This is a genomic window from Castellaniella denitrificans (genome assembly GCF_042653765.1).
GTDB lineage: Bacteria > Pseudomonadota > Gammaproteobacteria > Burkholderiales > Burkholderiaceae_B > Castellaniella > Castellaniella denitrificans.
On the sequence record NZ_JBHSEZ010000003.1, the window covers coordinates 76,136 to 97,662 of the forward strand.

General features: G+C 70.0%; 23 protein-coding genes. 14 read left to right on the forward strand and 9 right to left on the reverse strand.

Annotated elements, in window-relative coordinates:
* Positions 1 to 26 precede the first annotated feature (26 nt).
* The 5 genes from ACFO27_RS05835 to clpS form a co-directional block, all read right to left on the reverse strand.
* On the reverse strand, positions 27 to 665 hold the full coding sequence (locus ACFO27_RS05835; RefSeq protein WP_376816488.1) for a PqiC family protein: 639 nt from the start codon (positions 663 to 665) through the stop codon (positions 27 to 29).
* A gap of 13 nt (positions 666 to 678) precedes the next feature.
* A complete protein-coding gene (locus ACFO27_RS05840) occupies positions 679 to 2,412 on the reverse strand; it encodes a PqiB family protein (protein WP_376816489.1) in 1,734 nt (577 codons plus the stop codon).
* Positions 2,402 to 3,643, reverse strand: coding sequence for a paraquat-inducible protein A (locus ACFO27_RS05845; RefSeq protein WP_376816490.1), 1,242 nt, complete (start codon positions 3,641 to 3,643; stop codon positions 2,402 to 2,404). The genes ACFO27_RS05840 and ACFO27_RS05845 overlap by 11 nt, the downstream gene beginning before the upstream one ends.
* Complete coding sequence (gene clpA, locus ACFO27_RS05850; RefSeq protein WP_376816491.1) at positions 3,643 to 5,961, reverse strand: ATP-dependent Clp protease ATP-binding subunit ClpA; 2,319 nt, start codon at positions 5,959 to 5,961, stop codon at positions 3,643 to 3,645. Before clpA ends, ACFO27_RS05845 begins: the two co-directional genes overlap by 1 nt.
* 168 nt (positions 5,962 to 6,129) lie before the next feature.
* Positions 6,130 to 6,453 (reverse strand): ATP-dependent Clp protease adapter ClpS, encoded by a 324-nt coding sequence (clpS, locus tag ACFO27_RS05855; RefSeq protein ID WP_376816492.1) that lies wholly within the window; start codon positions 6,451 to 6,453, stop codon positions 6,130 to 6,132.
* A 134-nt stretch (positions 6,454 to 6,587) separates the two neighbouring features.
* On the opposite strand from clpS, the gene ACFO27_RS05860 reads away from it, so the two are divergent.
* Together ACFO27_RS05860 and ACFO27_RS05865 are read left to right on the forward strand one after the other, a co-directional pair.
* On the forward strand, positions 6,588 to 6,827 hold the full coding sequence (locus tag ACFO27_RS05860; protein ID WP_043683009.1) for a cold-shock protein: 240 nt from the start codon (positions 6,588 to 6,590) through the stop codon (positions 6,825 to 6,827).
* 14 nt (positions 6,828 to 6,841) lie between these two features.
* Positions 6,842 to 7,324, forward strand: coding sequence for a DUF192 domain-containing protein (locus tag ACFO27_RS05865; protein WP_376816493.1), 483 nt, complete (start codon positions 6,842 to 6,844; stop codon positions 7,322 to 7,324).
* A gap of 28 nt (positions 7,325 to 7,352) precedes the next feature.
* Here the strand turns inward: ACFO27_RS05865 and ACFO27_RS05870 are convergent, their stop codons facing one another.
* The 3 genes from ACFO27_RS05870 to xseA form a co-directional block, all read right to left on the reverse strand.
* Complete coding sequence (locus ACFO27_RS05870; RefSeq protein WP_376816494.1) at positions 7,353 to 8,588, reverse strand: MFS transporter; 1,236 nt, start codon at positions 8,586 to 8,588, stop codon at positions 7,353 to 7,355.
* Between the two features lie 184 nt (positions 8,589 to 8,772).
* The gene (gene sodB, locus ACFO27_RS05875) at positions 8,773 to 9,351 is read right to left on the reverse strand and encodes a superoxide dismutase [Fe] (RefSeq protein ID WP_323025605.1); all 579 of its coding nucleotides are present in this window, start codon (positions 9,349 to 9,351) and stop codon (positions 8,773 to 8,775) included.
* Between the two features lie 110 nt (positions 9,352 to 9,461).
* Complete coding sequence (gene xseA / locus ACFO27_RS05880; RefSeq protein ID WP_376816495.1) at positions 9,462 to 10,766, reverse strand: exodeoxyribonuclease VII large subunit; 1,305 nt, start codon at positions 10,764 to 10,766, stop codon at positions 9,462 to 9,464.
* Between the two features lie 386 nt (positions 10,767 to 11,152).
* Between xseA and ACFO27_RS05885 the strand changes: the two genes are divergently transcribed.
* The 9 genes from ACFO27_RS05885 to rpsT all read left to right on the forward strand — a co-directional run bounded on the left by ACFO27_RS05885 (position 11,153) and on the right by rpsT (position 18,014).
* Entirely contained in the window at positions 11,153 to 11,761 is a 609-nt protein-coding gene (locus ACFO27_RS05885; protein WP_323025603.1) for a MotA/TolQ/ExbB proton channel family protein, read from the forward strand.
* Positions 11,758 to 12,171: an ExbD/TolR family protein gene (locus ACFO27_RS05890; protein ID WP_376816496.1), complete on the forward strand. Its 414-nt coding sequence runs from the start codon at positions 11,758 to 11,760 to the stop codon at positions 12,169 to 12,171. The genes ACFO27_RS05885 and ACFO27_RS05890 overlap by 4 nt, the downstream gene beginning before the upstream one ends.
* Before the next feature lie 228 nt (positions 12,172 to 12,399).
* Positions 12,400 to 13,440, forward strand: coding sequence for a tetraacyldisaccharide 4'-kinase (gene lpxK, locus ACFO27_RS05895; RefSeq protein WP_376816497.1), 1,041 nt, complete (start codon positions 12,400 to 12,402; stop codon positions 13,438 to 13,440).
* A 105-nt stretch (positions 13,441 to 13,545) separates the two neighbouring features.
* Positions 13,546 to 13,731, forward strand: coding sequence for a Trm112 family protein (locus ACFO27_RS05900; protein ID WP_376816498.1), 186 nt, complete (start codon positions 13,546 to 13,548; stop codon positions 13,729 to 13,731).
* A gap of 4 nt (positions 13,732 to 13,735) precedes the next feature.
* Entirely contained in the window at positions 13,736 to 14,518 is a 783-nt protein-coding gene (kdsB, locus tag ACFO27_RS05905) for a 3-deoxy-manno-octulosonate cytidylyltransferase (RefSeq protein ID WP_376816499.1), read from the forward strand.
* 73 nt (positions 14,519 to 14,591) lie between these two features.
* Positions 14,592 to 15,260, forward strand: coding sequence for an adenylate kinase (adk, locus tag ACFO27_RS05910; RefSeq protein ID WP_376816500.1), 669 nt, complete (start codon positions 14,592 to 14,594; stop codon positions 15,258 to 15,260).
* Positions 15,261 to 15,278: 18 nt separating this feature from the next.
* Positions 15,279 to 16,037: a 3-hydroxyacyl-CoA dehydrogenase gene (locus tag ACFO27_RS05915; protein WP_376816501.1), complete on the forward strand. Its 759-nt coding sequence runs from the start codon at positions 15,279 to 15,281 to the stop codon at positions 16,035 to 16,037.
* 111 nt (positions 16,038 to 16,148) lie between these two features.
* The gene (murJ, locus tag ACFO27_RS05920; protein WP_376816502.1) at positions 16,149 to 17,705 is read left to right on the forward strand and encodes a murein biosynthesis integral membrane protein MurJ; all 1,557 of its coding nucleotides are present in this window, start codon (positions 16,149 to 16,151) and stop codon (positions 17,703 to 17,705) included.
* A gap of 45 nt (positions 17,706 to 17,750) precedes the next feature.
* Positions 17,751 to 18,014 carry a 30S ribosomal protein S20 gene (gene rpsT / locus ACFO27_RS05925; RefSeq protein ID WP_323025595.1) on the forward strand — a complete coding sequence of 88 codons (264 nt, stop codon included), beginning with the start codon at positions 17,751 to 17,753 and terminating at the stop codon, positions 18,012 to 18,014.
* Between the two features lie 268 nt (positions 18,015 to 18,282).
* On the opposite strand, the gene argF is transcribed toward rpsT, so the two are convergent.
* The gene (gene argF / locus ACFO27_RS05930; protein WP_376816503.1) at positions 18,283 to 19,221 is read right to left on the reverse strand and encodes an ornithine carbamoyltransferase; all 939 of its coding nucleotides are present in this window, start codon (positions 19,219 to 19,221) and stop codon (positions 18,283 to 18,285) included.
* 145 nt (positions 19,222 to 19,366) lie between these two features.
* Here argF and ACFO27_RS05935 point away from each other — a divergent pair, with 145 nt between their 5' ends.
* The 3 genes from ACFO27_RS05935 to ada all read left to right on the forward strand — a co-directional run bounded on the left by ACFO27_RS05935 (position 19,367) and on the right by ada (position 21,503).
* Positions 19,367 to 19,696 (forward strand): DUF3579 domain-containing protein, encoded by a 330-nt coding sequence (locus ACFO27_RS05935; RefSeq protein ID WP_323025593.1) that lies wholly within the window; start codon positions 19,367 to 19,369, stop codon positions 19,694 to 19,696.
* 104 nt (positions 19,697 to 19,800) lie between these two features.
* Positions 19,801 to 20,451 (forward strand): DNA oxidative demethylase AlkB, encoded by a 651-nt coding sequence (alkB, locus tag ACFO27_RS05940; protein WP_376816504.1) that lies wholly within the window; start codon positions 19,801 to 19,803, stop codon positions 20,449 to 20,451.
* A 122-nt stretch (positions 20,452 to 20,573) separates the two neighbouring features.
* On the forward strand, positions 20,574 to 21,503 hold the full coding sequence (gene ada / locus ACFO27_RS05945) for a bifunctional DNA-binding transcriptional regulator/O6-methylguanine-DNA methyltransferase Ada (RefSeq protein ID WP_376816505.1): 930 nt from the start codon (positions 20,574 to 20,576) through the stop codon (positions 21,501 to 21,503).
* Positions 21,504 to 21,527 lie beyond the last annotated feature (24 nt).

Here is a 21,527-nt window from a genome sequence, read left to right on the forward strand (position 1 = left end):
GCCATTATGGTTAACCCCAAATACAATCAGGTGCAACCGAATTCTGACACGCCTGGTTTCCCTTGTAAATCGGCCCGGGGATCCGAGGCCTCGCCCGCGATCAGCGCCGCCAGGCGGTCCAGCGCCCGCCGCTGGGCCTCCACCAGCGACGCCACGCCCCCGGCGGCGGGCAGGCGCACCGAGGCCCGGCACAGGCGGGCGCGGTCCGCGCCCGGCGCGCGGTCCGTCCAGTCCGCGTCCAGCGCCACGAAGCGCCCCCAGACCATGTCGAACCGGTCGATCCGCACTTCGATGCGCCGGGCGGGCCGGGATTCCGCGTCCGGCAGGCGCCGCAGGTCCGCGGCGCCCAGCCGGCGGCCGACCTCCCCCGCCAGCGCGTCGCGGATCTGGTCGCCCAGCGGCGCCGCCCACAGCGAATCGTTCAACACCTGCACCGCCGGATCCCGGGCCGGATCGCGCACCACCAGCTGGAGGCGCTCGGCCTCGGCCGGAATCCGCGCCACCGAAAGGCGCAGGCCGCCCTCGGCCGCCTGGACGGCGGCGCCGGCCGCCGGCCGGCCGGCGGCGTCGGCGGGCGCCGCCAGGCTGTAGTAGCGCGGCGGCACCGCCGCGCAGCCCGCCAGCAGGACCGCCGCGCACACCCAGGCCAGGTTCGTCCTTTTCATGATGCGATCCTCGTCAATGCAGCTCATCGGGGGCGCGCCCCCGGATCAGGGCGTCGGGGCGGGCCTGCAGCGTCTCGGACAGCAGGCGCAGGGCGCGCGCGGCGCGGTCCAGCTCGCCCAGGGTATCCCTCAGCCCGCCCAGCAGAGGCGCGTCGGGGGCCAGCACCGCGCCGACGCGGTCCAGCGAGGCGCTGGCCGAGGACAGGGCCCGGGTCGCCTGGGGCGCCACCTGGGTGTCCAGGCGCCGCAGCAGGCGGTTCAGGGCCTCCAGGCTGCCGCGCAGGTCGCGGCCGATGTCCTCGATCGGCACCTTGTCCAGCTTGGCGACGATATTGCCGAGCTGGCCCTGCAACCGGTCGAAGTCGCCCCGCACCGTGGGCACCAGGAATCCCTTGTGGCTGGAGAGGTCGCCGGGAATCTCCGGGGCCGCGTGCGCCTCACCGGGGAAGAAATCCAGGGCCACGTACTGCTGGCCGGTCAGCAGGCTGGCGGTGCGCAGTTGGGCCCGCAGGCCCCGTTCGATCAGGGGAATCAGCAGGGCTTCGCCCTGGAGGCCGCCCGACGCGTCGTTCAACTGCCGGTAGGCGTCGCTGAAGCGCATCGGATAGAGCTGCGCCCGGACCCGGGAATAGAAGCGCCGGCGCTCGCGGTCGAACTCGAGATCGATGTCGACCACCTTGCCGATCGACATGCCGCGGAAATCGACGTCGGCGCCGACGCGCAGGCCGCGGACCGACTGGTCGAAGCGCAGTTCGATCGGCACCGGATCGCCGTCCGGATCGGCCAGGGCCTCGTCGCGCGTACCGAACAGGCGATACGTACTGCCGGCGGCGGCCGGCGCGCTGTCCACGACGCCGTCGAAGGAGCTGGATTCGTCCGCCTGGGCGAAGGCGATGCCGCCGTTCAGGATCGCCGACAGGCCGCTGGTGCGCATCTGGACGCCGTCGGTCGACACCGACAGGTCCACGCCGCTGTCGTTCCAGAAGCGCGTGTCCGGCGTCACGTAGCGGTCATAGGGCGCCTCGACGAATACGTGCAGGTTGACCGAGCGGCCGTCGGGGGCCATGTCGTAGCTGACGACGCGGCCGACCTCGATGCGACGGTAATGGATGCGGGACCCCACGCGCAGCGAGCCCAGCGAATCCGCCTGCAGCACGAAGCGGGTGCCGACCTGGCCGCTGAGCACTTCCGGCGGATTGCTCAGGCCCTCGAAGGTGCGGACCTGATCGCCCTTGGGCCGCGTGATGGGCGCATCCACGTCGATGTAGACCCCCGACAGCAGCGTGTCCAGCCCCGAGACCCCCGCGAGGCTGACCTGCGGACGGACGATCCAGAACTTGGAGTCCTTCTGCGTGATGTATTCCGAGCCCTCGCGCCTGAGCTGCACGTCCACCAGCACGTGCTGGCGGTCCCCGGCGACGCGCACGTCCGACACGTCGCCCACCACCACGTCGCGGTAGCGCAGCTTGGTCTGGCCGGCCTCGACGCCGGCCGCCGACAGGAAGCTGATGGTGATCACCGGACCGTTGCGCACCCAGGCCGAGGCCAGCAGGGACAGCCCCACCGCCAGCGCCAGCAGGGGCACCAGCCAGACCCAGGACCAGCGCAGGGAGCGGCCGGGACGGATGACGGGCTCGGCGGCATCCCCGGAGGGGCGCGCGTCCCCGGCGGGACGTGCGCCTTCGGCGGGGAGCCCCGCATCGGCGGGATCGCCCGGCTTCCGGGCGGGCGGGTCCTCAGTGTCCATGGTTTTCCTTTGCCGGCCGGGCGCCCCGCAGGACGTCCCAGCCTCGACGCGGATCATAGCGCATGGCCGCCCACATGGTGAGCACGACCACGGCGCCGAAGTTCAGGGCGGCGGGCCCGACGCTGATCTGGGACAGGCCCGGGAAATTGGCCATGGCCGCCATCAGGACGACGACGAAGACGTCCAGCATGGACCACTGTCCGACGAATTCGACCGCGGCATACAGCCGCGTGCGCTGCCGCTGGACCTGCGCGCCCAGGGGCCGGTCGCGCAGCAGCAGGAAGGCCAGGGCCAGCAGCTTGGTCACCGGCACCAGCACGCTGGCGACGAAGACGATGACGGCCAGGTCCCAGGAACCGTAGCGCCAGAGCTCGATCACGCCGCCCAGGATGGTGTGGTCGCTGCGGCCCAGCGCGGTCCGGACCTCCATGATCGGCAGGAGATTGGCCGGAACGTAGAAAACGGCCGCCGCCAGCAGCAGGGCCCAGACCTGCGCCGCGTCGCCGTGGCGGGCATGGCCCAGCGCCGCCCCGCAGCGCAGGCAGCGCCCGGACGCCTGCGGGGCCTGGACGCAGCCGCAGGCGTCGCACACCCGGCCCCGCCCGTCCCGGCCCGACAGCGGCACCATGCCCGCGTCCTCCGCCTGGCGCCACAGGGCGTGCGCATCCCAGCGCCCCAGCCCGGTCAGCAGGAAGCAGAGCGCGAGAAAGCCCAGCATGCCGGGCTCCACCTGCAGGCGCGCCAGGCCGGCGACCTTGACGACCGACACCAGGATGGCCAGGATCAGCACCGTCGCCATGGACCACGGCGCCAGCCGGTCCAGCAGCCGCAGCGTGCGCCCCAGGTCGGGCGGCAGGCGCCGCGCCGCGATCGCCTGCATCACCCACAGCGTCAGCGAGATCTGGAGCAGCGGGAACCAGAACCCGGCCAGCCCGGTCATCACCGAGACCCCGTAATAGCCGCGATCCCAGCACAGGCGCAAGGCCTGCCAGTAGGTCAGGCTGAGTTCATGGCCCTGGATCGACAGCCGGACGATGGGAAACCACTGGGCGATGGCGAACACGGCCAGGCAGGCCCAGGCCAGCGCCACCCACTGATCCAGGGACAACCAGCCGCGCCGGTACAGCACCGTGCCGCAGCAGCGGCATTCGGCCCTGCCGCGCGCGCCCGGATCGAGCCGGACGTGCAGCGTGTCGCAATACGGGCAGGCGATCAGGGGCCCGCGCGGCATCAGTCCACGAGCTCGGGCTCGGGCCGGGAAGGCTCCGGCACGATCCCCGCGCCCTCGCCGCCTTCGGGGAAGTTCAGCACGACCTGTTCCTGGGCATCCACGTCGACCTCGACCCGGCCGCCGTGCACCAGGCGGCCGAACAGCAGCTCGTCGGCCAGCGCCCGGCGGATGGTGTCCTGGATCAGGCGCTGCATGGGCCGCGCGCCCATGGCCGGATCGAAGCCGGCCCGCGCGAGATGGTCGCGCAGCGCCTGCGTGAACAGGACTTCGACGTGCTTGTCGTGGAGCTGGTCCTCGAGCTGCATGAGGAACTTGTCGACGACCTGGAGGATGACCTCGCGCGGCAGCGGCGCGAAGCCGATGATCGCGTCCAGCCGGTTGCGGAACTCGGGCGTGAACTGGCGCTTGATTTCGGCCATCTCGTCGCCCGCGCGCTGCGGCGCGGCGAAGCCGATCGTGTTGCGGTTCAGCGCGTCGGCGCCCGCGTTGGTCGTCATCACCAGGATGACGTTGCGGAAATCGGCCTTGCGCCCGTTGTTGTCGGTCAGCGTGCCGTGGTCCATGACCTGCAGCAGGATGTTGTAGACGTCCGGATGCGCCTTTTCGATTTCGTCGAGCAGCAGCACGCAATGCGGCTGCTTGCTCACGGCCTCGGTCAGCAGGCCGCCCTGGTCGAAGCCGACGTAGCCCGGCGGCGCGCCGATCAGGCGCGACACGGTGTGCCGTTCCATGTATTCGGACATGTCGAAGCGCAGCAGCTCGATTCCCAGGACGAAGGCCAGTTGGCGCGCGACCTCGGTCTTGCCCACGCCGGTCGGGCCGGAGAACAGGAAGCAGCCGATGGGCTTGTCGGGCCGTCCCAGGCCCGAACGCGCCATCTTGATCGAGGCGGCCAGCGCGGAAATGGCCTGATCCTGGCCGAACACCACGGCCTTCAGGTCCCGTTCCAGCGTGGCGAGCTTGTTGCGGTCGTCCGTGGACACGTTCTGCGGCGGGATGCGGGCGATGCGCGCGACGGTGGACTGGATCTCGGCGCGGCCGATGAGCTTCTTCTGGCGCGACTTGGGCAGCAGGCGCTGGGCGGCGCCGGCCTCGTCGATCACGTCGATGGCCTTGTCCGGCAGGAAGCGGTCGCTGATGTGGCGCGCGGCCAGTTCCGCCGCCGCCGTGATCGCCGCCCCCGAATAGCGCACCTGGTGGTGGGCCTCGAAGCGCGCCTTCAGGCCGCGCAGGATCTGGATGGTCTGGGCCACCGTGGGCTCGGGGATGTCGATCTTCTGGAAGCGCCGCGCCAGCGCGTGGTCCTTCTCGAAGACGCCGCGGTATTCGGTGTAGGTGGTCGCCCCGATGCACTTCAAGTATCCGGAGGACAGCGCCGGCTTGAGCAGGTTGGAGGCGTCCAGCGTGCCGCCCGACGCGGAGCCCGCGCCGATCAGCGTATGGATCTCGTCGATGAACAGCACCGCGTGGCGATTGTCCTTCAGGGCCTTGAGGACCAGCTTCAGGCGCTGCTCGAAATCGCCCCGGTACTTGGTGCCCGCCAGCAGCGCGCCCATGTCCAGCGCGTAGACCTGGGTCTCGTGCAGGACTTCCGGCACGTCGCCCTGGGTGATGCGCCAGGCCAGGCCCTCGGCGATGGCGGTCTTGCCGACCCCGGCCTCGCCCACCAGCAGGGGGTTGTTCTTGCGCCGGCGGCACAGCACCTGGATGACGCGCTCGACCTCGTCCTCGCGGCCGATCAGCGGATCGATCCGGCCCTTGAGGGCCTCGGCGTTGAGGTCGGTGGCGTAGGTTTCCAGGGGAGACTTCTGCTGCTCGGCCTTCGGGTCGGCGGCGGGCGGCTCCAGGCGCGGATTGTCCGCGGCGGGAGGATCGTCGGACACCTTGGTGATGCCATGGGACAGGTAGTTGACCACGTCCAGCCGGGACACGCCCTGCTGCACGAGGAAATACACGGCGTGCGAGTCCTTTTCGCCATACATGGCGACCAGCACGTTGGCGCCGGTCACGGCGTTCTTGCTGGACCCGTTGGAGGACACGTGCATGATCGCGCGCTGGATCACGCGCTGGAATCCCAGCGTGGGCTGGGTGTCGACATCGCCCTCGCCGGGGAACACCGGCGTATTCTCGACGATGAACTTGCGCAAATCCTGACGCAGCAGCTCGATGTCCGCCGCGCAGGCGCGCAGGACTTCGACGGCCGAGGCATTGTCCAGCAGGGACAGCAGCAGGTGCTCCACGGTGATGAATTCGTGTCGGGCGGCGCGGGCCTCGACGAACGCCATGTGCAGGCTGACTTCGAGCTCTTCGGAAATCACGCTTCCTCCATTGCATATCGGAGCGGATCAAGCAATCCGTTATGCCTATTCTATGACTAAAACAGTCCGCTGTTTGACGCCCGGGGACTCGGGATCGTCCCTAGGAGCCGCGCGGACACAGGGACGGGGGGAAAGAGCCGGCATCCCATGCCTGGGGGCGGCCCGGCGTCAGAAGAACGGCACGGGCTCCATCAGGCATTGCAGCGGATGCTGGTCGGCGTGGGCCAGGTGCAGCACGGCGTCGACCCGGGTGGCCGCCACGTCGCGCGTATAGATGCCGCAGACGCCCCTGCCCTCGTGGTGGACCTGCAGCATGATGCGCTCGGCCTCTTCGCCGCCCTTGTGGAAGACCCGCTGCAGGACGTGCACCACGAAATCCATCGGCGTGTAGTCGTCGTTCAGCAACACGACCTGATACATCGGCGGCGGCGCGAGGCGCACCGGCGCGGTTTCACGCGCCAGTTGCTGCTGATTTTGAATATCGGTCGGCATGCGAATCAGAACCTAGTGGTTTCCATAGTTGACTGAATGACGCGGAATTCAGCATGATCTTCGTGTCCCGCAGGCCGCCCTCACGGATGGCCGGGGCCGTTCAAACCCCACACTATAGTCGAGAGGCAGTTTGCATGTCGGAATCCATCGAAAACACCGGAGAGTCACAAAAGCTGACAGGAACGGTCAAATGGTTCAATGACGCCAAGGGCTTTGGCTTCATTACCCCCGACAATGGGGGTGAAGACCTTTTCGCACATTTTTCATCCATCCAGATGAACGGCTTCAAGACCCTGAAAGAAGGGCAGAAGGTCGTTTTCGATATCGCGCAGGGTCCGAAAGGCAAACAAGCCCTGAACATCACCGCCGCCTGAAATACGGGGTCCGGATGTTCTCTTTCATTTTAACGCGATGCGGGGCCCCCGGCGGGCCCCGTTTTTTTGCTTCGAGAAAGCTGCTGGCCGCCGCCCCGCTGCTGGCGGGCCTGCTGTGCATCCGTCCGGCGGCGGCGCAGCCGCCGCTGCCGACCGTGACGCTGCATGTCGGCGGCCATGAGATCCAGGTCGAACACGCCGCCACGCCCGAAACCCTGCGTGAAGGGCTGATGCGCCGGACCGGGCTGGCGGACGACGCCGGCATGCTGTTCGAGCTGGGCGAACCGGACATCCATTGCTTCTGGATGAAGGACACCCTCATCCCCCTGTCCATCGCCTTCATCGGCCCGGACGGACGCATCGTCGACATCCAGGACATGCGGCCGCAAAGCCTGGATCCGCATTGCCCGCCGACGCCCGTCACCCGGGCGCTGGAAATGAACCTGGGCTGGTTCGCCCGCGCCGGCGTGCGGGCGGGCGACCGGGTGACGCGCTGAAGCGCCCCTTCCCCTCGCCCCCGGCCGCTCAGGGCGCCGCGCCTTCCCGCTTCGCGGGATCGGCGTCCCGGCGCCCGGCCATCATGGCCAGCGCGGCGAAGGCCAGGACGAGCGGCGCGAAGGACACCCACAGCACCGCGTCCCAGCCATAGGCCGAGAGCAGCCCGCCCGACGAGAACGAGCCGATCGCCATCAGGCCGAACACGATGAAATCGTTGAGCGACTGCACCCGCGTCTTTTCCTCGGACCGGTGGCATTCGAGCACCAGGGCGGACGCGCCCAGGAAGCCGAAATTCCAGCCCAGGCCCAGCAGGATCAGCGTCGCCCAGAAGTGCGCCACGTCCACGCCGCCCAGCCCGATCGCGGCGGACAGGCCGGTCAGCGCCAGGCCGGCCGCCACCACGCGGCCGGCGCCCCAGCGCGCGATCAGGCTTCCGGTGAAGAAGCTGGGTCCGTACATGGCGATCACGTGCCATTGCAGGCCCCAGTTGGCCGACGCCTGGGAATGCCCGCACAGGTGCATCGCCAGCGGCGCGGCGGTCATCAGGAAATTCATCAGCAGGTAGGCCACCGCCCCGCAGGTCGCCGCGGCGATGAAGCGCGGCTGGCGCGCGATCCGCCCCAGGGGCCGCCCGCCGGCGATTTCGCGCGCCGTGGGCGGGGGCAGCTTCACGCCCAGCAGGAGGAAGGCGGCCAGCACCGCCACGGCGGCCTGCACGAGGTAGGTCGCCGCGAACCGGTGCGGCGGCCACAGGTCCATCGTGTAGGTCACCAGTTGCGGTCCCACGACGCCCGCGGCCACGCCCCCGGCCATCACCAGCGAAAGCGCGCGGGCGCGCTTTTCGGGCGCGACCCCGTCGGCGGCCGCGAAGCGGAACGAGAGCACCACGGCGGCATAACCGCCGCCGAAGAAGGTCGCCAGGCAGAACAGGCGGAAGTCGCCCGCCAGCACCGCGAACATGGCCAGCAGGCCGGCCAGCGCGCCGGCCCCGGTCCCGGCCAGGAAGGCGGCGCGCCGGCCGTGCCGCCGGGCGATCGCGCCCGCGGGCAGGATGCAGGCCGCCATCCCCACCACGAAGATCGAGATGGGCAGGGTCGCCAGCATCGGCGAGGGCGCCAGCTGGTCGCCGACGATGGCGCCCGTGGCGTAGACCACCACCGCGTTCGCGCCGGCCAGCGCCTGCGCGATGGCCAGCCGCCAGATGTTCTCTCCCTGGACCTTTTCAGGCAGCAGATCGGGGGTGTCAGCGGGGGCGTGCGTCATCTTGTTCCCATACATGGAAAAACGGCGGACGCAGTGTTGCGTTCGCCGTTTTCGTGGAGGTGAATCCTTAACTCGTCAGGCTAGGGCCATGTTCAAATTGTGGCATCTCTCCACCTCGCGTCCTGCATGCCGCTCGGATTCGATAGGCATGAAATGGTCCGCAGGGACCATTTCAAGTCCGATCTCATCCAAGGTTGGCCGCCGCGAAGTCCCAGTTCACCAGGTTCCAGAAGTTTTCCAGGTACTTGGGACGGGCGTTGCGGTAGTCGATGTAGTAGGCGTGTTCCCACACGTCACAGGTCAGCAGGGCCTTGTCGGCCGTGTTGACGATGGTGCCGGCGTTGCTGGTGTTGACGATGTCCAGGCCGCCGTCGGCCTTTTTCACCAGCCAGGTCCAGCCCGAGCCGAAGTTGCCGGCGGCGGATTGCGTGAAGGCGGCCTTGAAGGCATCGACGCTGCCCCACTTGGCCTCGATGGCCTGGCGCAGCGCGCCGGAGGGTTCGCCGCCGCCCTTGGGCGACAGGCTGTTCCAGTAGAAGGTGTGGTTCCAGACCTGGGCGGCATTGTTGAACACGCCGCCGCTGGACTTGCGGATCACGTCTTCCAGGCTCAGCGAGGCCAGCTCGGTGCCCTCGATCGCCTTGTTCAGGTTGGTCACGTAGGCCTGATGATGCTTGCCGTAGTGGTATTCCAGCGTTTCCTGGGAAATATGGGGAGCCAGTGCGTCCATCGCGTAAGGCAGCGGCGGCAGGGTAAAAGCCATGACAGTTCCTTCAAAAAGATGTTGCATGCACCACGTTCGGCGCGCCCTGGATACGGACCGCCCGGCAGCGATCCTGCCCGGCGGAACGGATCGGGACGCCCCCGGTGTCCCTAGAGCAACGCATCGGTCCGGGTGACTTCGGCCTGGGCGCGGCCCTGGCCGAACTCGATCTCGATGGGCTCATGAATCTTCAAGTCTAACGCATTTTTGACGATCGTCCCGTCGATCCGGCGGACCAGGGCGTAGCCACGTCCCAGCACCCGGTGCGGATCCAGCGCCCCCAGGGCGGCCAGGACCGCGTCGAGCCGCCGATGGCGGCGCTGCAGCAGGCCATCCAGGCCCGAGGACAAGCGATCCAGCGCCGCCGGTGGGCGCTGGCGGCGTTCCCGCAGCAGCCGTTCCAGGCCGGCCTGCAGCCGCCGGGCGGCGAACTCCAGGCGCTGGCGCCTGAGCTGCAGGCGCTGGACCGGGGACACGAGCTGGGCGCGGGCCCGGTCCAGCCGGATGGCCGCGTGCTCCAGGCGCCGCCGCTGGCCCCGGACGAGCAGGTCGCGCGCGGCCCGCAGGCGGCCCAGGACCTGGCCGCGGTCCTCGCAGCACAGCTCGGCCGCCGCCGTCGGCGTGGGGGCGCGCAGGTCGGCCACGAAATCGGCGATGGTGAAATCGGTCTCGTGCCCCACTCCGCTGACGACCGGCATCGGGCAGGCGGCGATGCGGCGCGCCAGGGCTTCGTCATTGAAGCACCACAGGTCCTCCAGGCTGCCGCCGCCGCGCACCAGCAGCAGCGTGTCGACCTCGGCCCGCTCGGCGGCCCGGTCCAGCGCGGCGCACAGCTGCGGCGCGGCGTCGCGCCCCTGGACCTGGGCCGGATAGACGATCACCCGCACGTGCGGCGCCCGCCGCGCCATGACCGACAGCACGTCGCGCAAGGCGGCCGCCGACAGCGAGGTCACGACCCCCACCGCCCGGGGCAGGACCGGCAGCGGGCGCCGCCGGGCCGGATCGATCAGGCCCTCTTGCGTGAGCCGGTCGCGCAGGCGCAGGAAGGCCTCGTGCAGGTCGCCCCGGCCCGCCTGGCGCAGGGACTCGACCTGCACCTGGTAGTCGCCCCGGGGCTCGTACAGCGAGACCTGGACGCGGAATTCGTAGCGGCCACCGACCTCGGGAACGAACCCCACCGCCTGGGCGCGCCCCCGGAACATCACCGCGCGCACGGCGGCGGCCTCGTCCTTGATGGAAAAGTACCAGTGCCCGGACGCGGCCCGGGTGAAATTGGAAATCTCGCCCGCTACCCACAGGCGCGGCACGCCGTCCTCCAGCAATTGCGCCACCCGGCGGTTGAGCTGCGACACGGTCAGGACCGCGTCGCTTCCCGAAAAGCCGCCTTCGGCGAGCCTTGGAGCAGAAAAACTCATCGAAACCTATCCACAGAAAGCCTTGGTTTGTCAAACCCGCCTGTTTTCGGGCTCATCAGGGGGTCTCATCAAGATTCACTTCAAAAAATACACGTAACTCATTGATTTTCAAAAAATTTAAATTCCAACGGCCAGTGTGCAAAAAATAACCAATCCAGTCCGAAGGGCCATGAAACGTGCGCATCCGGACTCTTGTGCACAGAATTATCCACAGAAACTGTGGATACCGGCGGGAGAGCCGCGTCCCGATTCACGCCCGGACCCCGGAAGCCCCTGGACGCGCCCTCGCGCCGCCGCGCATCCGCCCGCCGCTCGACTTGCCCCGGGCTTCCCTTAGAATACGTATTTGCGCCGATTCCCGGCCCCGCACCTCAAGGATCAGGACTGTGCTGGACATCATTCACGCGGCCGGCTGGCCGATCTGGCTGCTCGTCGCCACCTCGGTCATCACGCTGGCGATCATCATAGAACGATTCCTGGCCCTGCGCGCCCGCCAGGTCATGCCCGCCGGCCTGCCCGAGCAGGTGCTCGAACTCGTGCGCCGCCAGCAGGACGAGCCCGACGCCGTCCTGCGCCTGGCGCGCGGCAGCCCCATGGGCCGCATCCTCGCCGAGATCGCCGCCCACCGGCACCAGGACGACGCCTGGCGGCTGGCCGCCGTCGAAGCCGTCGGCCGCGACGTGTCCTGGCGCCTGAACCGCTACCTGCCCGCCCTGGCGACGATTTCCGTGATCGCCCCGCTGCTGGGCCTGTTCGGCACCGTGGTCGGCATGATCGAGATCTTCGGCGCCTACGACCCCGCCGGCGGCGACCCGGCCCAGCTGGCCCACGGCATCTCGATCGCCCTGTACAACACCGGCTTCGGCATCCTGATCGCCATCCCCGCGCTGGCCTTCCACCGCTACTTCCGCTCCCGTGTCGAATACTTCCTGCACACCATGGAACGCGAGGCCGAAACCCTGAACCGCCTGATCAGCCGGCGCGCCGCGACATGAACTTCCACCACCATCGCGCCCACGACGAGCCCGAGATCAACCTGATCCCGCTGATCGACGTGCTGCTGGTGATCCTGATCTTCCTGGCGGCCTCCACCTCGTTCACCCGCCACCGCCAGCTGCAGGTCGCCCTGCCCCAGGCCCAGGCCGAGGCGCCGGACGCCTCGCCTTTCCTGGAACTGGCCATCAGCCGCGACGGCCTGTACGCGCTGGACGGCCACTATGTCGACGCGGCCGACGACGCCGCCCTGGCCGACGCCCTGCGCCAGGCGGCGGCGGGCAGGCCCGACCTCGCCCTGCGCATCGACGCCGACGGCCAGGCCGCGCACGCCGCCGTCGTCCGCGCCCTGGAAGCCGCCCGCCTGGCGCACATCGGCAAGGTCCATTTTCTGACCCAGGCCCGGCCATGAACGCGCCGGGCCGCCCCAAGCGTGAATTCCCCCTTGGGGGGATGAGCCTGGACGCAGGGCGGTCCCTGCGGACCGGCCTGCGCCTGACGAATCCGAGCGGCATGCAGGCCGCGAGGTGGGCGGCGCGTAGCGCCAAGGGGGTACCATGAACGCGCCGGGCCGCCCCAAGCGTGAATTCCGGGGCGTGCGGCGCGGGGAAATCCCATGAGCCGCCGGCTCGAAGACCTCATGCTCGCAATCTGGAGCCGGCGCGGAGTCCCAAGCACGCTGCTGCTGCCCCTGTCCTGGCTCTACGGCCGGCTGTCGGCCCGGCGCCTGCGCGCCGGGGCCCGGACCGCCTGGAAGGCCCCGGTGCCCGTCGTGGTCGTCGGCAACATCCTGGTCGGCGGCACCGGCAAGACCCCCGTCACGATCGCCGTCTGCCAGGCCCTGCGGGCCCGGGGCTGGCGTCCCGGCATCGTCAGCCGGGGCTACGGCGCGGCCATCGGACCGGAGCCGCGCCTGAGCGACGGCGGCGACGACGCCGCCCGCCTGGGCGACGAGCCGGCGCTGATCCACGCCGCGACCGGCGCGCCGGTCGCGGTCCACCCCCGGCGCGCCCTGGCGGCGGCCGCCCTGCTGGCGGCCCATCCGGACACGGACGTGCTGATCGCCGACGACGGCCTGCAGCACACCGCGCTGGCGCGGGATCTGGAAATCATCGTCCAGGACGGACGCGGCGTCGGCAACGGCCGCCTGCTGCCGGCCGGCCCCCTGCGCGAATCCCCCGGCCGCCTGGCGCGGGCCGACTGGCTCGTCACCCACCTGGCGGCCGACGAGCCGATGCCCCCCGCGTCCTCCGTGGAGGCGGGACGCGTCCCCCGCGCCATCGTCATGCGCCTGCGGCCGGAAGGCGCCACGCACCTGGCCAGCGGCCGCGATCTGCCCTGGGACGCCTGGCGGTCCGAGCAGGGCGCGGCGCCCTGCTCCGCGGCGGCCGGCATCGGCCGGCCCGAGCGTTTCTTCGCCATGCTGCGCGCCGCCGGCGTCGTCCTGTCGCACACCCTGCGCATCCCAGACCACCGGGCGATCCCGGCGGACGCGCTGCGGGACCTGCCGCCCGGCCCGATCCTGATCACGCCCAAGGACGCCGTGAAATGCGCCGCCCCGCACGATCCCCGCCTGTGGGCCGTGCGGGCGGCCCCGGCCTTCTCCGATCCGGGCTGGCTGGACGACCTGGACCGGGCGCTGCGAGCGGCCGCCGCCCGCGAACGGACCGGCGGCGCGTGAGCCGGCGCGGGCCAACCCTTCCCGGCGCATGGAAACCGGCCGCACAAGCACGGCCGCAGGCATTACACTCTAGGCTTCGTCACCCTTCCCGATCCACGCCCGCCCATGGAAACCCGCCTGCTGCAGATCCTCGTCTGCCCCGTGTGCAAGAGCGCGCTGCGCCACGACCGCGAACACCAGGAACTGGTCTGCGCCGCCGACCGCCTGGCCTATCCCATCCGTGACGGCGTGCCCATCATGCTGCCCTCCGAAGCCCGCTCGCTGGACGCGGCGCCCGCGTCCGCGGCATGAGCGCATGAGCTTCACCGTCGTCGTCCCGGCGCGCGCCGCGTCCACCCGCCTGCCCGGCAAGCCGCTGCTCGACCTGGGCGGCCTGCCGATGGTGGTGCGCACCGCGCGGCAGGCCGCCCGCTCGGCCGCCAGCCGGGTCCTGATCGCCACCGATCATGCCGACGTCGCCCGCGCCGCGTCCGAACACGGCATCGAAGTCCTGATGACGCGCCCGGACCACCCCACCGGCACCGACCGCCTGGCCGAAGTCGCCGCGACGCTGGACCTGGACGACGATGCCGTCGTGGTCAACGTCCAGGGCGACGAACCGCTGATCGACCCCGCCCTGATCGACGCCGTGGCGGCCCTGCTGGCGCGGCACCCCGACGCCGCCATCGCCACCTGCGCGGCGCCGATCCTCGACGCCGAAACCCTGTTCGACCCGAACGCGGTGAAGGTCGTGCGCGGCGCCAACGATCGTGCCCTGTATTTCTCCCGCGCCCCCATTCCCTGGGCCCGCGACGCGCTGGCCGATGGCCAGAAGCGCCTGGCCCCCGGATTGCCGGCCTGGCTGCACATCGGCCTGTACGCCTACCGCGCCGGCTTCCTGCGGCAGTTTCCGGAACTCCCCCCGGGGCGGCTCGAACGCGTCGAATCCCTGGAACAGCTGCGCGCCCTGGAACAGGGGTTTCCCATCCTGGTCCATGCGGCCGACACCGTTCCGGCGCGCGGCGTGGACACGCCCGAGGACCTGGCCCGGGTGCGCGCCCTGTTTGAAAACGGAGCGCCACCGCCCGCATCGGCCTGAATCCCTGCAGGATCTGCTGCATTGCGGCATAATCGGAAAAATTTCAAAAAATAGTGATTGATCGGAGGAAATCATGCGTTTGATTCTGCTAGGCCCCCCGGGAGCGGGCAAGGGCACCCAGGCCGCCTACATCACCGAAGCGTTCGGCATCCCGCAGATTTCGACCGGCGACATGCTGCGCGCGGCGGTCAAGGCGCAGACTCCGCTCGGTCTGGAAGCCAAGAAGATCATGGACAGCGGCGGCCTGGTCTCCGACGACATCATCATCGGCCTGGTGCGTGATCGCCTGCAGCAGCCCGACTGTCAGGCGGGCTACCTGTTCGACGGCTTTCCGCGCACCATTCCCCAGGCCGATGCCCTGAAGAACGCCCACGTGCCCCTGGACTACGTGATCGAGATCGCCGTCCCCGAGGAAAACATCATCGAACGCATGAGCGGCCGGCGCGTGCATGTGGCCAGCGGCCGCACCTACCACCTCAAGTTCAACCCGCCCAAGCGCGAAGGCCTGGACGACGAGACCGGCGAACCCCTGATCCAGCGCGACGACGACCGCGAGGAAACCGTCCGCCACCGCCTCTCGGTCTACCGCGACCAGACCCGCCCGCTGGTGGACTACTACTCCAGCTGGGCGGCCACCAGCGCGGCCGAGGCACCCCGCTACGCCCAGATCTCGGGCGTGGGTTCGGTCGACGAGATCCGCGACCGCATCCTCGACATCCTGCGCGCGCACCACGCCGCCTGACCGCCACCGGACACCGCCATGGACATCCGCAACCAAGTCATCCTCATCACCGGCGGCGCCTCGGGCCTGGGGGCGGGCACGGCCCGCGCCCTGGCGGCCCAGGGCGCCCGCGTGGTCCTGGCCGACGTCCAGGACGAAGCCGGCCGGGCCCTGGCCGCCGAACTCGGCCAGACCTACGTCCATTGCGACGTCACCGCCGAGGCCGACGCCCAGGCGGCCGTCGACGCGGCCACGGCCCAGGGCACGCTGCGCGGCCTGGTCAACTGCGCCGGCATCGCGCCGGCGTCGCGCATCGTCGGCAAGAACGGCCCGCACGAACTGGCCCTGTTCCGCCGCGTGATCGACATCAACCTGGTCGGCTCCTTCAACATGGCCCGGCTGGCCGCCCAGGCCATGTCGGCCAACGAACCCCAGGCCACCGGCGAGCGCGGCGTGCTCGTCAACACGGCCTCGGTCGCCGCCTACGACGGCCAGATCGGCCAGTCCGCCTATGCCGCCTCCAAGGCCGGCATCGTCGGCATGACCCTGGCCATCGCGCGCGACCTGTCGCGCCTGGGCATCCGCTGCATGACCATCGCCCCGGGCATCTTCGGCACCCCCATGATGTTCGGCATGCCCCAGGAAGTCCAGGATTCCCTGGCCGCCAGCGTGCCCTTCCCTCCGCGCCTGGGCCGTCCGGAGGACTACGCCAAGCTGGTGCTCTCGATCTTCGAGAACGACATGCTCAACGGCGAGACCATCCGCCTGGACGGCGCCATCCGCATGGCGCCTAAATAGCATGCCCACCTCGCGGCCTGCATGCCGCCCGGATTCGTCAGGCACCGTCCAGTCCGCAGGGACTGTCCGGTGTCCCGGCTCATCCCCCACGCCGCGCAGCCTGCCTGTGACATGAGCCTTCTCCGTTCGGCCGCGACCATCAGCGGCCTGACCCTGTTTTCCCGCGTCACCGGCATGCTGCGCGACGTGCTCATCGCGTCGGTGTACGGCGCCGGGCCGCTCACGGACGCGTTCTGGGTCGCTTTCCGCATCCCCAATCTGCTGCGCCGCCTGTTCGCCGAGGGCGCCTTTTCACAGGCCTTCGTGCCCATCCTGGGCGAAGTCCGGCAGCGCGGCGACCACGAATCCCTGCGCCGCCTGCTGGACCGGGTGGCCCTGCTGCTGTTCGTCGTCCTGTGCGGGGTGACGCTCGCCGGCATGTTCGGAGCCGCCTGGGTGGTCACCGCCATGGCCAGCGGCATGCGCAACGCCGCGCGCGCCCACGAATTCGGCGAGGCCGTGTGGATGACCCGGATGATGTTCCCCTACATCGTCTGCATGTCGCTGGTGGCCTTCGCCTCGGGGGTGCTCAACACCTTCAGCCGCTTCGCCGTCCCGGCCTTCACCCCGGTCCTGCTGAACCTGTCGATGATCGGCGCCAGCCTGCTGCTGGCCGGCCGCATGGACCAGCCCATCCACGCCCTGGCGGTGGGCGTGATGATCGGCGGCGTGCTGCAGCTGGCCGTGCAGTGGGTTGCCCTGGGAAGCCTGGGCCTGCTGCCGCGCTGGGGCCAGGGCCTGCGGGCGGCGTGGCGGGATCCGATGGTGCGCCGCATCCTGCGGCAGATGCTGCCCGCCACCCTGGGGGTGTCGGTCGCCCAGCTGTCCTTGCTGATCAACACCAACATCGCCACCTGGCTCGCGCCCGGCAGCGTGACCTGGCTGTCCTTCGCCGACCGGCTGATGGAATTCCCCACCGCCCTGCTGGGCGTGGCCCTGGGCACGGTGCTGCTGCCCAGCCTGTCGGTCGCCCATGCCCGCCAGGACCATGCCGCCTACAACGCCCTGCTGGACTGGGGCCTGCGCCTGGTGCTGCTGCTGGGCCTGCCGGCCGCGCTGGGCATGGCCCTGCTGTCCGACGGGCTGGTCGCCGTCCTGTTCAACTACGGCGCTTTCTCCCCCGCCGACGTGGCCCAGACCCGGCTGGCCGTCATGGCCTACGCGGTCGGCCTGCTCGGCCTGCTGGCGATCAAGATCCTGGCGCCCGGCTTCTACGCCAAGCAGGACATCCGCACCCCGGTGCGCATCGCCATCGCCGTACTGGTGTTCACCCAGCTGATGAACCTGGTCCTGGTGCCCTGGCTGGCCCATGCGGGACTGGCCCTGTCGATCGGGCTGGGCGCCAGCGCCAACGCCCTGACCCTGGTGATCCTGCTGCGCCGCCGGGGACTGTACTCGCCCCTGGCCGGATGGCCCGGCTTCTGCCTGCGCCTGCTGCCGGCCCTGGCCGCCCTCGCCGGCGTACTGGTGGCCGCCGACCGCCACCTGGACTGGATCGCCCTGGGCGCCCATCCGGGCGCCCGCGCCGCCTGGCTGGGGGCGGTACTGGCCCTGGCCATCCTGGCCTATTTCAGCGCCTTGTTTTTATTCGGTTTTCGCCCGAAAGACTTTACACGCCGGCGCGCATAGGCTAGAATCGCTGTCTTTGACGCAACCCCGAATACAGATACCTTTATGGCCAATTCCGCTCAAGCCCGCAAGCGCGCCCGCCAGGCCGTCGCTCACAACAAACACAACGCCAGCATGCGTTCGATGCTGCGCACCGCCATCAAGCGCGTGCGCCAGGCCATCGAAGCGGGCGACCAGACCGCCGCCAACGAAGTCTTCCGCAAGGCCAGCAGCGTCATCGACCGCGTGGCCGACAAGCAGATCATCCACAAGAACAAGGCCGCCCGCCACAAGAGCCGCCTGTCGGCCGCGATCAAGGCCCTGGCCTGATCCAAGCCCCGGGGGCTTGCGCCAGCAAAAAGGACGCTTCGGCGTCCTTTTTGTTGTGCACGAGGCAAGCACCGGAAGGCTGGGATGCTTTTGTTTCGAACGACGCAAGCACCAGAAGATTGGGATGCATGAGCTTGTCAGACAAGGCGCCCGGATTCGACCGGCACGGGCCTGTCTCCAGCCATGGCACCCCCCCACCTCGCGCCTTGCAAGGCGCTCGGATTCGACAGGCTGAGCATGGTCCGCAGGGACCATGCTCAGTCCCGTCTCATCCCAATCTCCCCAGCAGCAGGAACTCCATCAGCGCCTTCTGCACATGCAGGCGGTTTTCCGCCTCGTCCCAGACCACGCTCTGCGGGCCGTCGATGACCTCGCCGGTGACTTCCTCGCCCCGGTGCGCCGGCAGGCAATGCATGAACAGCGCGTCGGGATTGGCGGCCGCCATCATGCGGGCGTCCACGCACCAGTCGGCGAAGGCCAGGCGCCGGGCCTCGTTCTCGGCCTCGTAGCCCATGCTGGTCCAGACGTCCGTGGTGACCAGGTCCGCGCCCTTGCAGGCTTCCAGCGGATCGTCGAATTCGCGCAGGATGGACGGCGGCTGACTGCCCACGCGCAGCGGGTCCAGGCGATAGCCGGCCGGCGCCGAGACGTGCAGCGTGAAGCCCAGCAGCTCGGCCGCCTGCAGCCAGGTATAGGACATGTTGTTGGCGTCGCCGATCCAGGCGACCGTCCTGCCGCGGATCGGGCCGCGATGCTCGATGAAGGTCAGGATGTCGGCCAGGATCTGGCAGGGGTGATATTCGTTGGTCAGGCCGTTGATGACCGGCACCCGCGAATGGGCGGCGAAGCGCTCGATGCGCGTCTGCTCGAAGGTGCGGATCATCACCAGGTCGACCATGCGCGACACCACGCGGGCGGTGTCCTCGATGGGTTCGGCGCGGCCGAGCTGGGAACCCTCGGTGGTCAGGTAGATGACCGAGCCGCCCAGCTGGTACATGCCGGCCTCGAACGACACCCGGGTGCGGGTGCTGGCCTTCTCGAACACCATCGCCAGGTTGCGGTCGTGCAGGGTGTGGTGCGGCAGGTAGCGTTTGAACTTGTCCTTGATGAGGCGCGCCCGGTCGATGACGTAGAGGATCTCGTCCTCGGAAAAATCACGCAGCTGCAGAAAATGACGCAAAGGCCCGGTCGGATTGGCGGCAGACATGTCAAACCCTGAGTAAAACGGCCATATTACCGTGTGCCCGGGACGCGTGCAAAACCCCGGGCCTCCCCGATCGGATACAATGCGCGGCGAAGGGGATGCCGCGCGGCCTTCATCCAGGGCCGTGTCCCCTCTTTGGAACCACCACATGAGCCACCCTGTCCAGTATTTGATCATCCATGGCAAGACCCTGGAAGGCCAGCGGTTTCGGCCCAGCGACTGGGCCGAACGCCTGGCGGGGGTCCTGTCCCAGTTCCGTCCGGCCGGTTCCATCGCCAACCCCCTGTCCTATTCCCCCTACGCCATGCCGCGCACCCTGAACGGCCTGCCGTGCGTGATGGTCGACCACCGCCTGCGGCAGTTGGAACCGCTGGCCTGGAAATTCGCCTGCGACTTCGCCCTCAGCAACCGGCTGCAGACCACCGACACGTCCGCGCGCGACGAGGACGCCGCGCCTCCGGCCTCGTCGGCGGCCTGAGGCGCGGCCGGAGGCCCGGACCCTTCTTTCCCGCAAGGCACGGCGCGGCGGCGCGGGCCGCGACGCGAATCCCTCCCCCGCGCGGCCTGTGCCAAAATCGTCCCATGACGACCTCCGACCTGTTCGGCGACCTCGACCCCGGACGGCGCACGCGCCTGGGACCGGACGCCTGGGTGCTGCGCGGCTTCGCCCTGCCCCGCATGGACGCGCTGCTGCCGGCCCTGGCCGGCATCGAGGCCATATCGCCCTTTCGCCACATGAAGACACCGGGCGGCTTCGTCATGTCCGCCGCCCTGAGCAACTGCGGCACGCTCGGCTGGACGAGCGACCGGCGAGGCTACCGCTACAGTCCCATCGACCCCGAAAACGGCCTGCCCTGGCCGCCGATGCCGGAGGCCTTCGCCCGGCTGGCGCGCGAGGCCGCCGCGGCGGCCGGATTCGAGGACTTCGCGCCGGACGCCTGCCTGATCAACCGCTACCTGCCCGGCGCCCGGATGTCCCTGCACCAGGACAGGAACGAGCGCGACTTCGGCGCGCCCATCGTCTCCGTCTCCCTGGGCATGAGCGCCGTCTTCCTGTTCGGCGGCCCTGCGCGCTCCGACCCGGCGGCCCGGGTGCCGCTCCACCATGGCGACGTCGCCGTCTGGGGCGGCGCGGACCGGCTGCGCTACCATGGCATCCTGCCGCTCGGCGAACGGCCCCATCCGCTGCTGGGGGCCCGGCGCATCAACCTGACCTTCCGCAAGGCGGGCTGAAGCCACGCCCCCCCCCAGGGACGCCGCGGCCCGCCGACGGCCCCGCCACCGCAAGAAACGGAGTGCCCGCGCCGCGCATCCCGTCTAAGCTGACAGGCATCGCGACACACCAGGACGACGCCATGAATGCCTCTTTCCTCGCCCCGGACGAATCCGGCGCCGGCGACGCGCGCCGGCAGGACCCGCACGCCCGTACGCCCCGCGCCGCCGCGCAGGCCCGCCATGCCGCCGTGGCGGCGCAGGCCTGCCGCGCCATCGAATCGGCCGCCACGCCCCCGTCGCTGGACGAGCTGGCCGCGCAGGCCGGCCTGAGCCCCTGGCACTTCCATCGTGTTTTCAAGGCCGAAACGGGCCTGACCCCGAAAGCCTATGCCGCCGCCTTCCGGGCGCGCCGCCTGCGCGAGGCGCTGGACGCGGCTGGCGGATCGGTCACGGATGCGATCTACGATGCCGGCTTCAACTCCAGCAGCCGATACTACGAGACCGCCGGACAGGTGCTCGGCATGCGCGCCCGGGACTACCGCGCCGGGGGCGCCGGCGCCGTGATCCGCTTCGCGGTCGGCCAGTGCGCGCTGGGCGCCATCCTGGTCGCGCAGAGCCGGCTCGGCCTGTGCGCCATCCTGCTGGGCGACGATCCGGACCGATTGGTGCGGGACCTGCAGGACCAGTTCCCCCGGGCCGAGCTGATCGGCGGCGACGCCGGCTTCGAACGGCTGGTCGCCCGGGTGGTGGGATTCGTCGAAGCGCCCGCCATCGGGCTGGACCTGCCCCTGGACGTGCGCGGCACCGCCTTCCAGCAGCGGGTATGGCAGGCGCTGCGCGAGATCCCCCCGGGCGCCACCGCCAGCTACGCCGAGATCGCCGCGCGCATCGGCGCGCCCAAGGCCGCGCGGGCCGTGGCGCGCGCCTGCGGCGCGAATTCCCTGGCCGTCGCCATTCCCTGCCACCGCGTCGTGCGGCGCGACGGCGACGTGTCGGGCTACCGCTGGGGCGTGGAACGCAAGCGCGAACTGCTGCGGCGCGAGGAAGCCGGAAAACAGGCCCACGAATGAACGGGGCTCCCCGAAGGGAGCCCC

Bases quoted from the DNA above. Each gene is read 5' to 3' on its own strand.
- ada (WP_376816505.1), top strand. From the start codon at position 20,574: ATGAATGCCTCTTTCCTCGCCCCGGACGAATCCGGCGCCGGCGACGCG.
- sodB (WP_323025605.1), bottom strand. From the start codon at position 9,351: ATGGCTTTTACCCTGCCGCCGCTGCCTTACGCGATGGACGCACTGGCT.
- clpS (WP_376816492.1), bottom strand. From the start codon at position 6,453: ATGCCGACCGATATTCAAAATCAGCAGCAACTGGCGCGTGAAACCGCG.
- ACFO27_RS05915 (WP_376816501.1), top strand. From the start codon at position 15,279: ATGGACATCCGCAACCAAGTCATCCTCATCACCGGCGGCGCCTCGGGC.
- kdsB (WP_376816499.1), top strand. From the start codon at position 13,736: ATGAGCTTCACCGTCGTCGTCCCGGCGCGCGCCGCGTCCACCCGCCTG.
- rpsT (WP_323025595.1), top strand. From the start codon at position 17,751: ATGGCCAATTCCGCTCAAGCCCGCAAGCGCGCCCGCCAGGCCGTCGCT.
- ACFO27_RS05840 (WP_376816489.1), bottom strand. From the start codon at position 2,412: ATGGACACTGAGGACCCGCCCGCCCGGAAGCCGGGCGATCCCGCCGAT.
- ACFO27_RS05845 (WP_376816490.1), bottom strand. From the start codon at position 3,643: ATGCCGCGCGGGCCCCTGATCGCCTGCCCGTATTGCGACACGCTGCAC.
- ACFO27_RS05860 (WP_043683009.1), top strand. From the start codon at position 6,588: ATGTCGGAATCCATCGAAAACACCGGAGAGTCACAAAAGCTGACAGGA.
- argF (WP_376816503.1), bottom strand. From the start codon at position 19,221: ATGTCTGCCGCCAATCCGACCGGGCCTTTGCGTCATTTTCTGCAGCTG.
- ACFO27_RS05865 (WP_376816493.1), top strand. From the start codon at position 6,842: ATGTTCTCTTTCATTTTAACGCGATGCGGGGCCCCCGGCGGGCCCCGT.
- ACFO27_RS05890 (WP_376816496.1), top strand. From the start codon at position 11,758: ATGAACTTCCACCACCATCGCGCCCACGACGAGCCCGAGATCAACCTG.
- ACFO27_RS05870 (WP_376816494.1), bottom strand. From the start codon at position 8,588: ATGACGCACGCCCCCGCTGACACCCCCGATCTGCTGCCTGAAAAGGTC.
- xseA (WP_376816495.1), bottom strand. From the start codon at position 10,766: ATGAGTTTTTCTGCTCCAAGGCTCGCCGAAGGCGGCTTTTCGGGAAGC.
- murJ (WP_376816502.1), top strand. From the start codon at position 16,149: ATGAGCCTTCTCCGTTCGGCCGCGACCATCAGCGGCCTGACCCTGTTT.
- ACFO27_RS05835 (WP_376816488.1), bottom strand. From the start codon at position 665: ATGAAAAGGACGAACCTGGCCTGGGTGTGCGCGGCGGTCCTGCTGGCG.
- adk (WP_376816500.1), top strand. From the start codon at position 14,592: ATGCGTTTGATTCTGCTAGGCCCCCCGGGAGCGGGCAAGGGCACCCAG.
- ACFO27_RS05900 (WP_376816498.1), top strand. From the start codon at position 13,546: ATGGAAACCCGCCTGCTGCAGATCCTCGTCTGCCCCGTGTGCAAGAGC.
- ACFO27_RS05935 (WP_323025593.1), top strand. From the start codon at position 19,367: ATGAGCCACCCTGTCCAGTATTTGATCATCCATGGCAAGACCCTGGAA.
- lpxK (WP_376816497.1), top strand. From the start codon at position 12,400: ATGCTCGCAATCTGGAGCCGGCGCGGAGTCCCAAGCACGCTGCTGCTG.
- alkB (WP_376816504.1), top strand. From the start codon at position 19,801: ATGACGACCTCCGACCTGTTCGGCGACCTCGACCCCGGACGGCGCACG.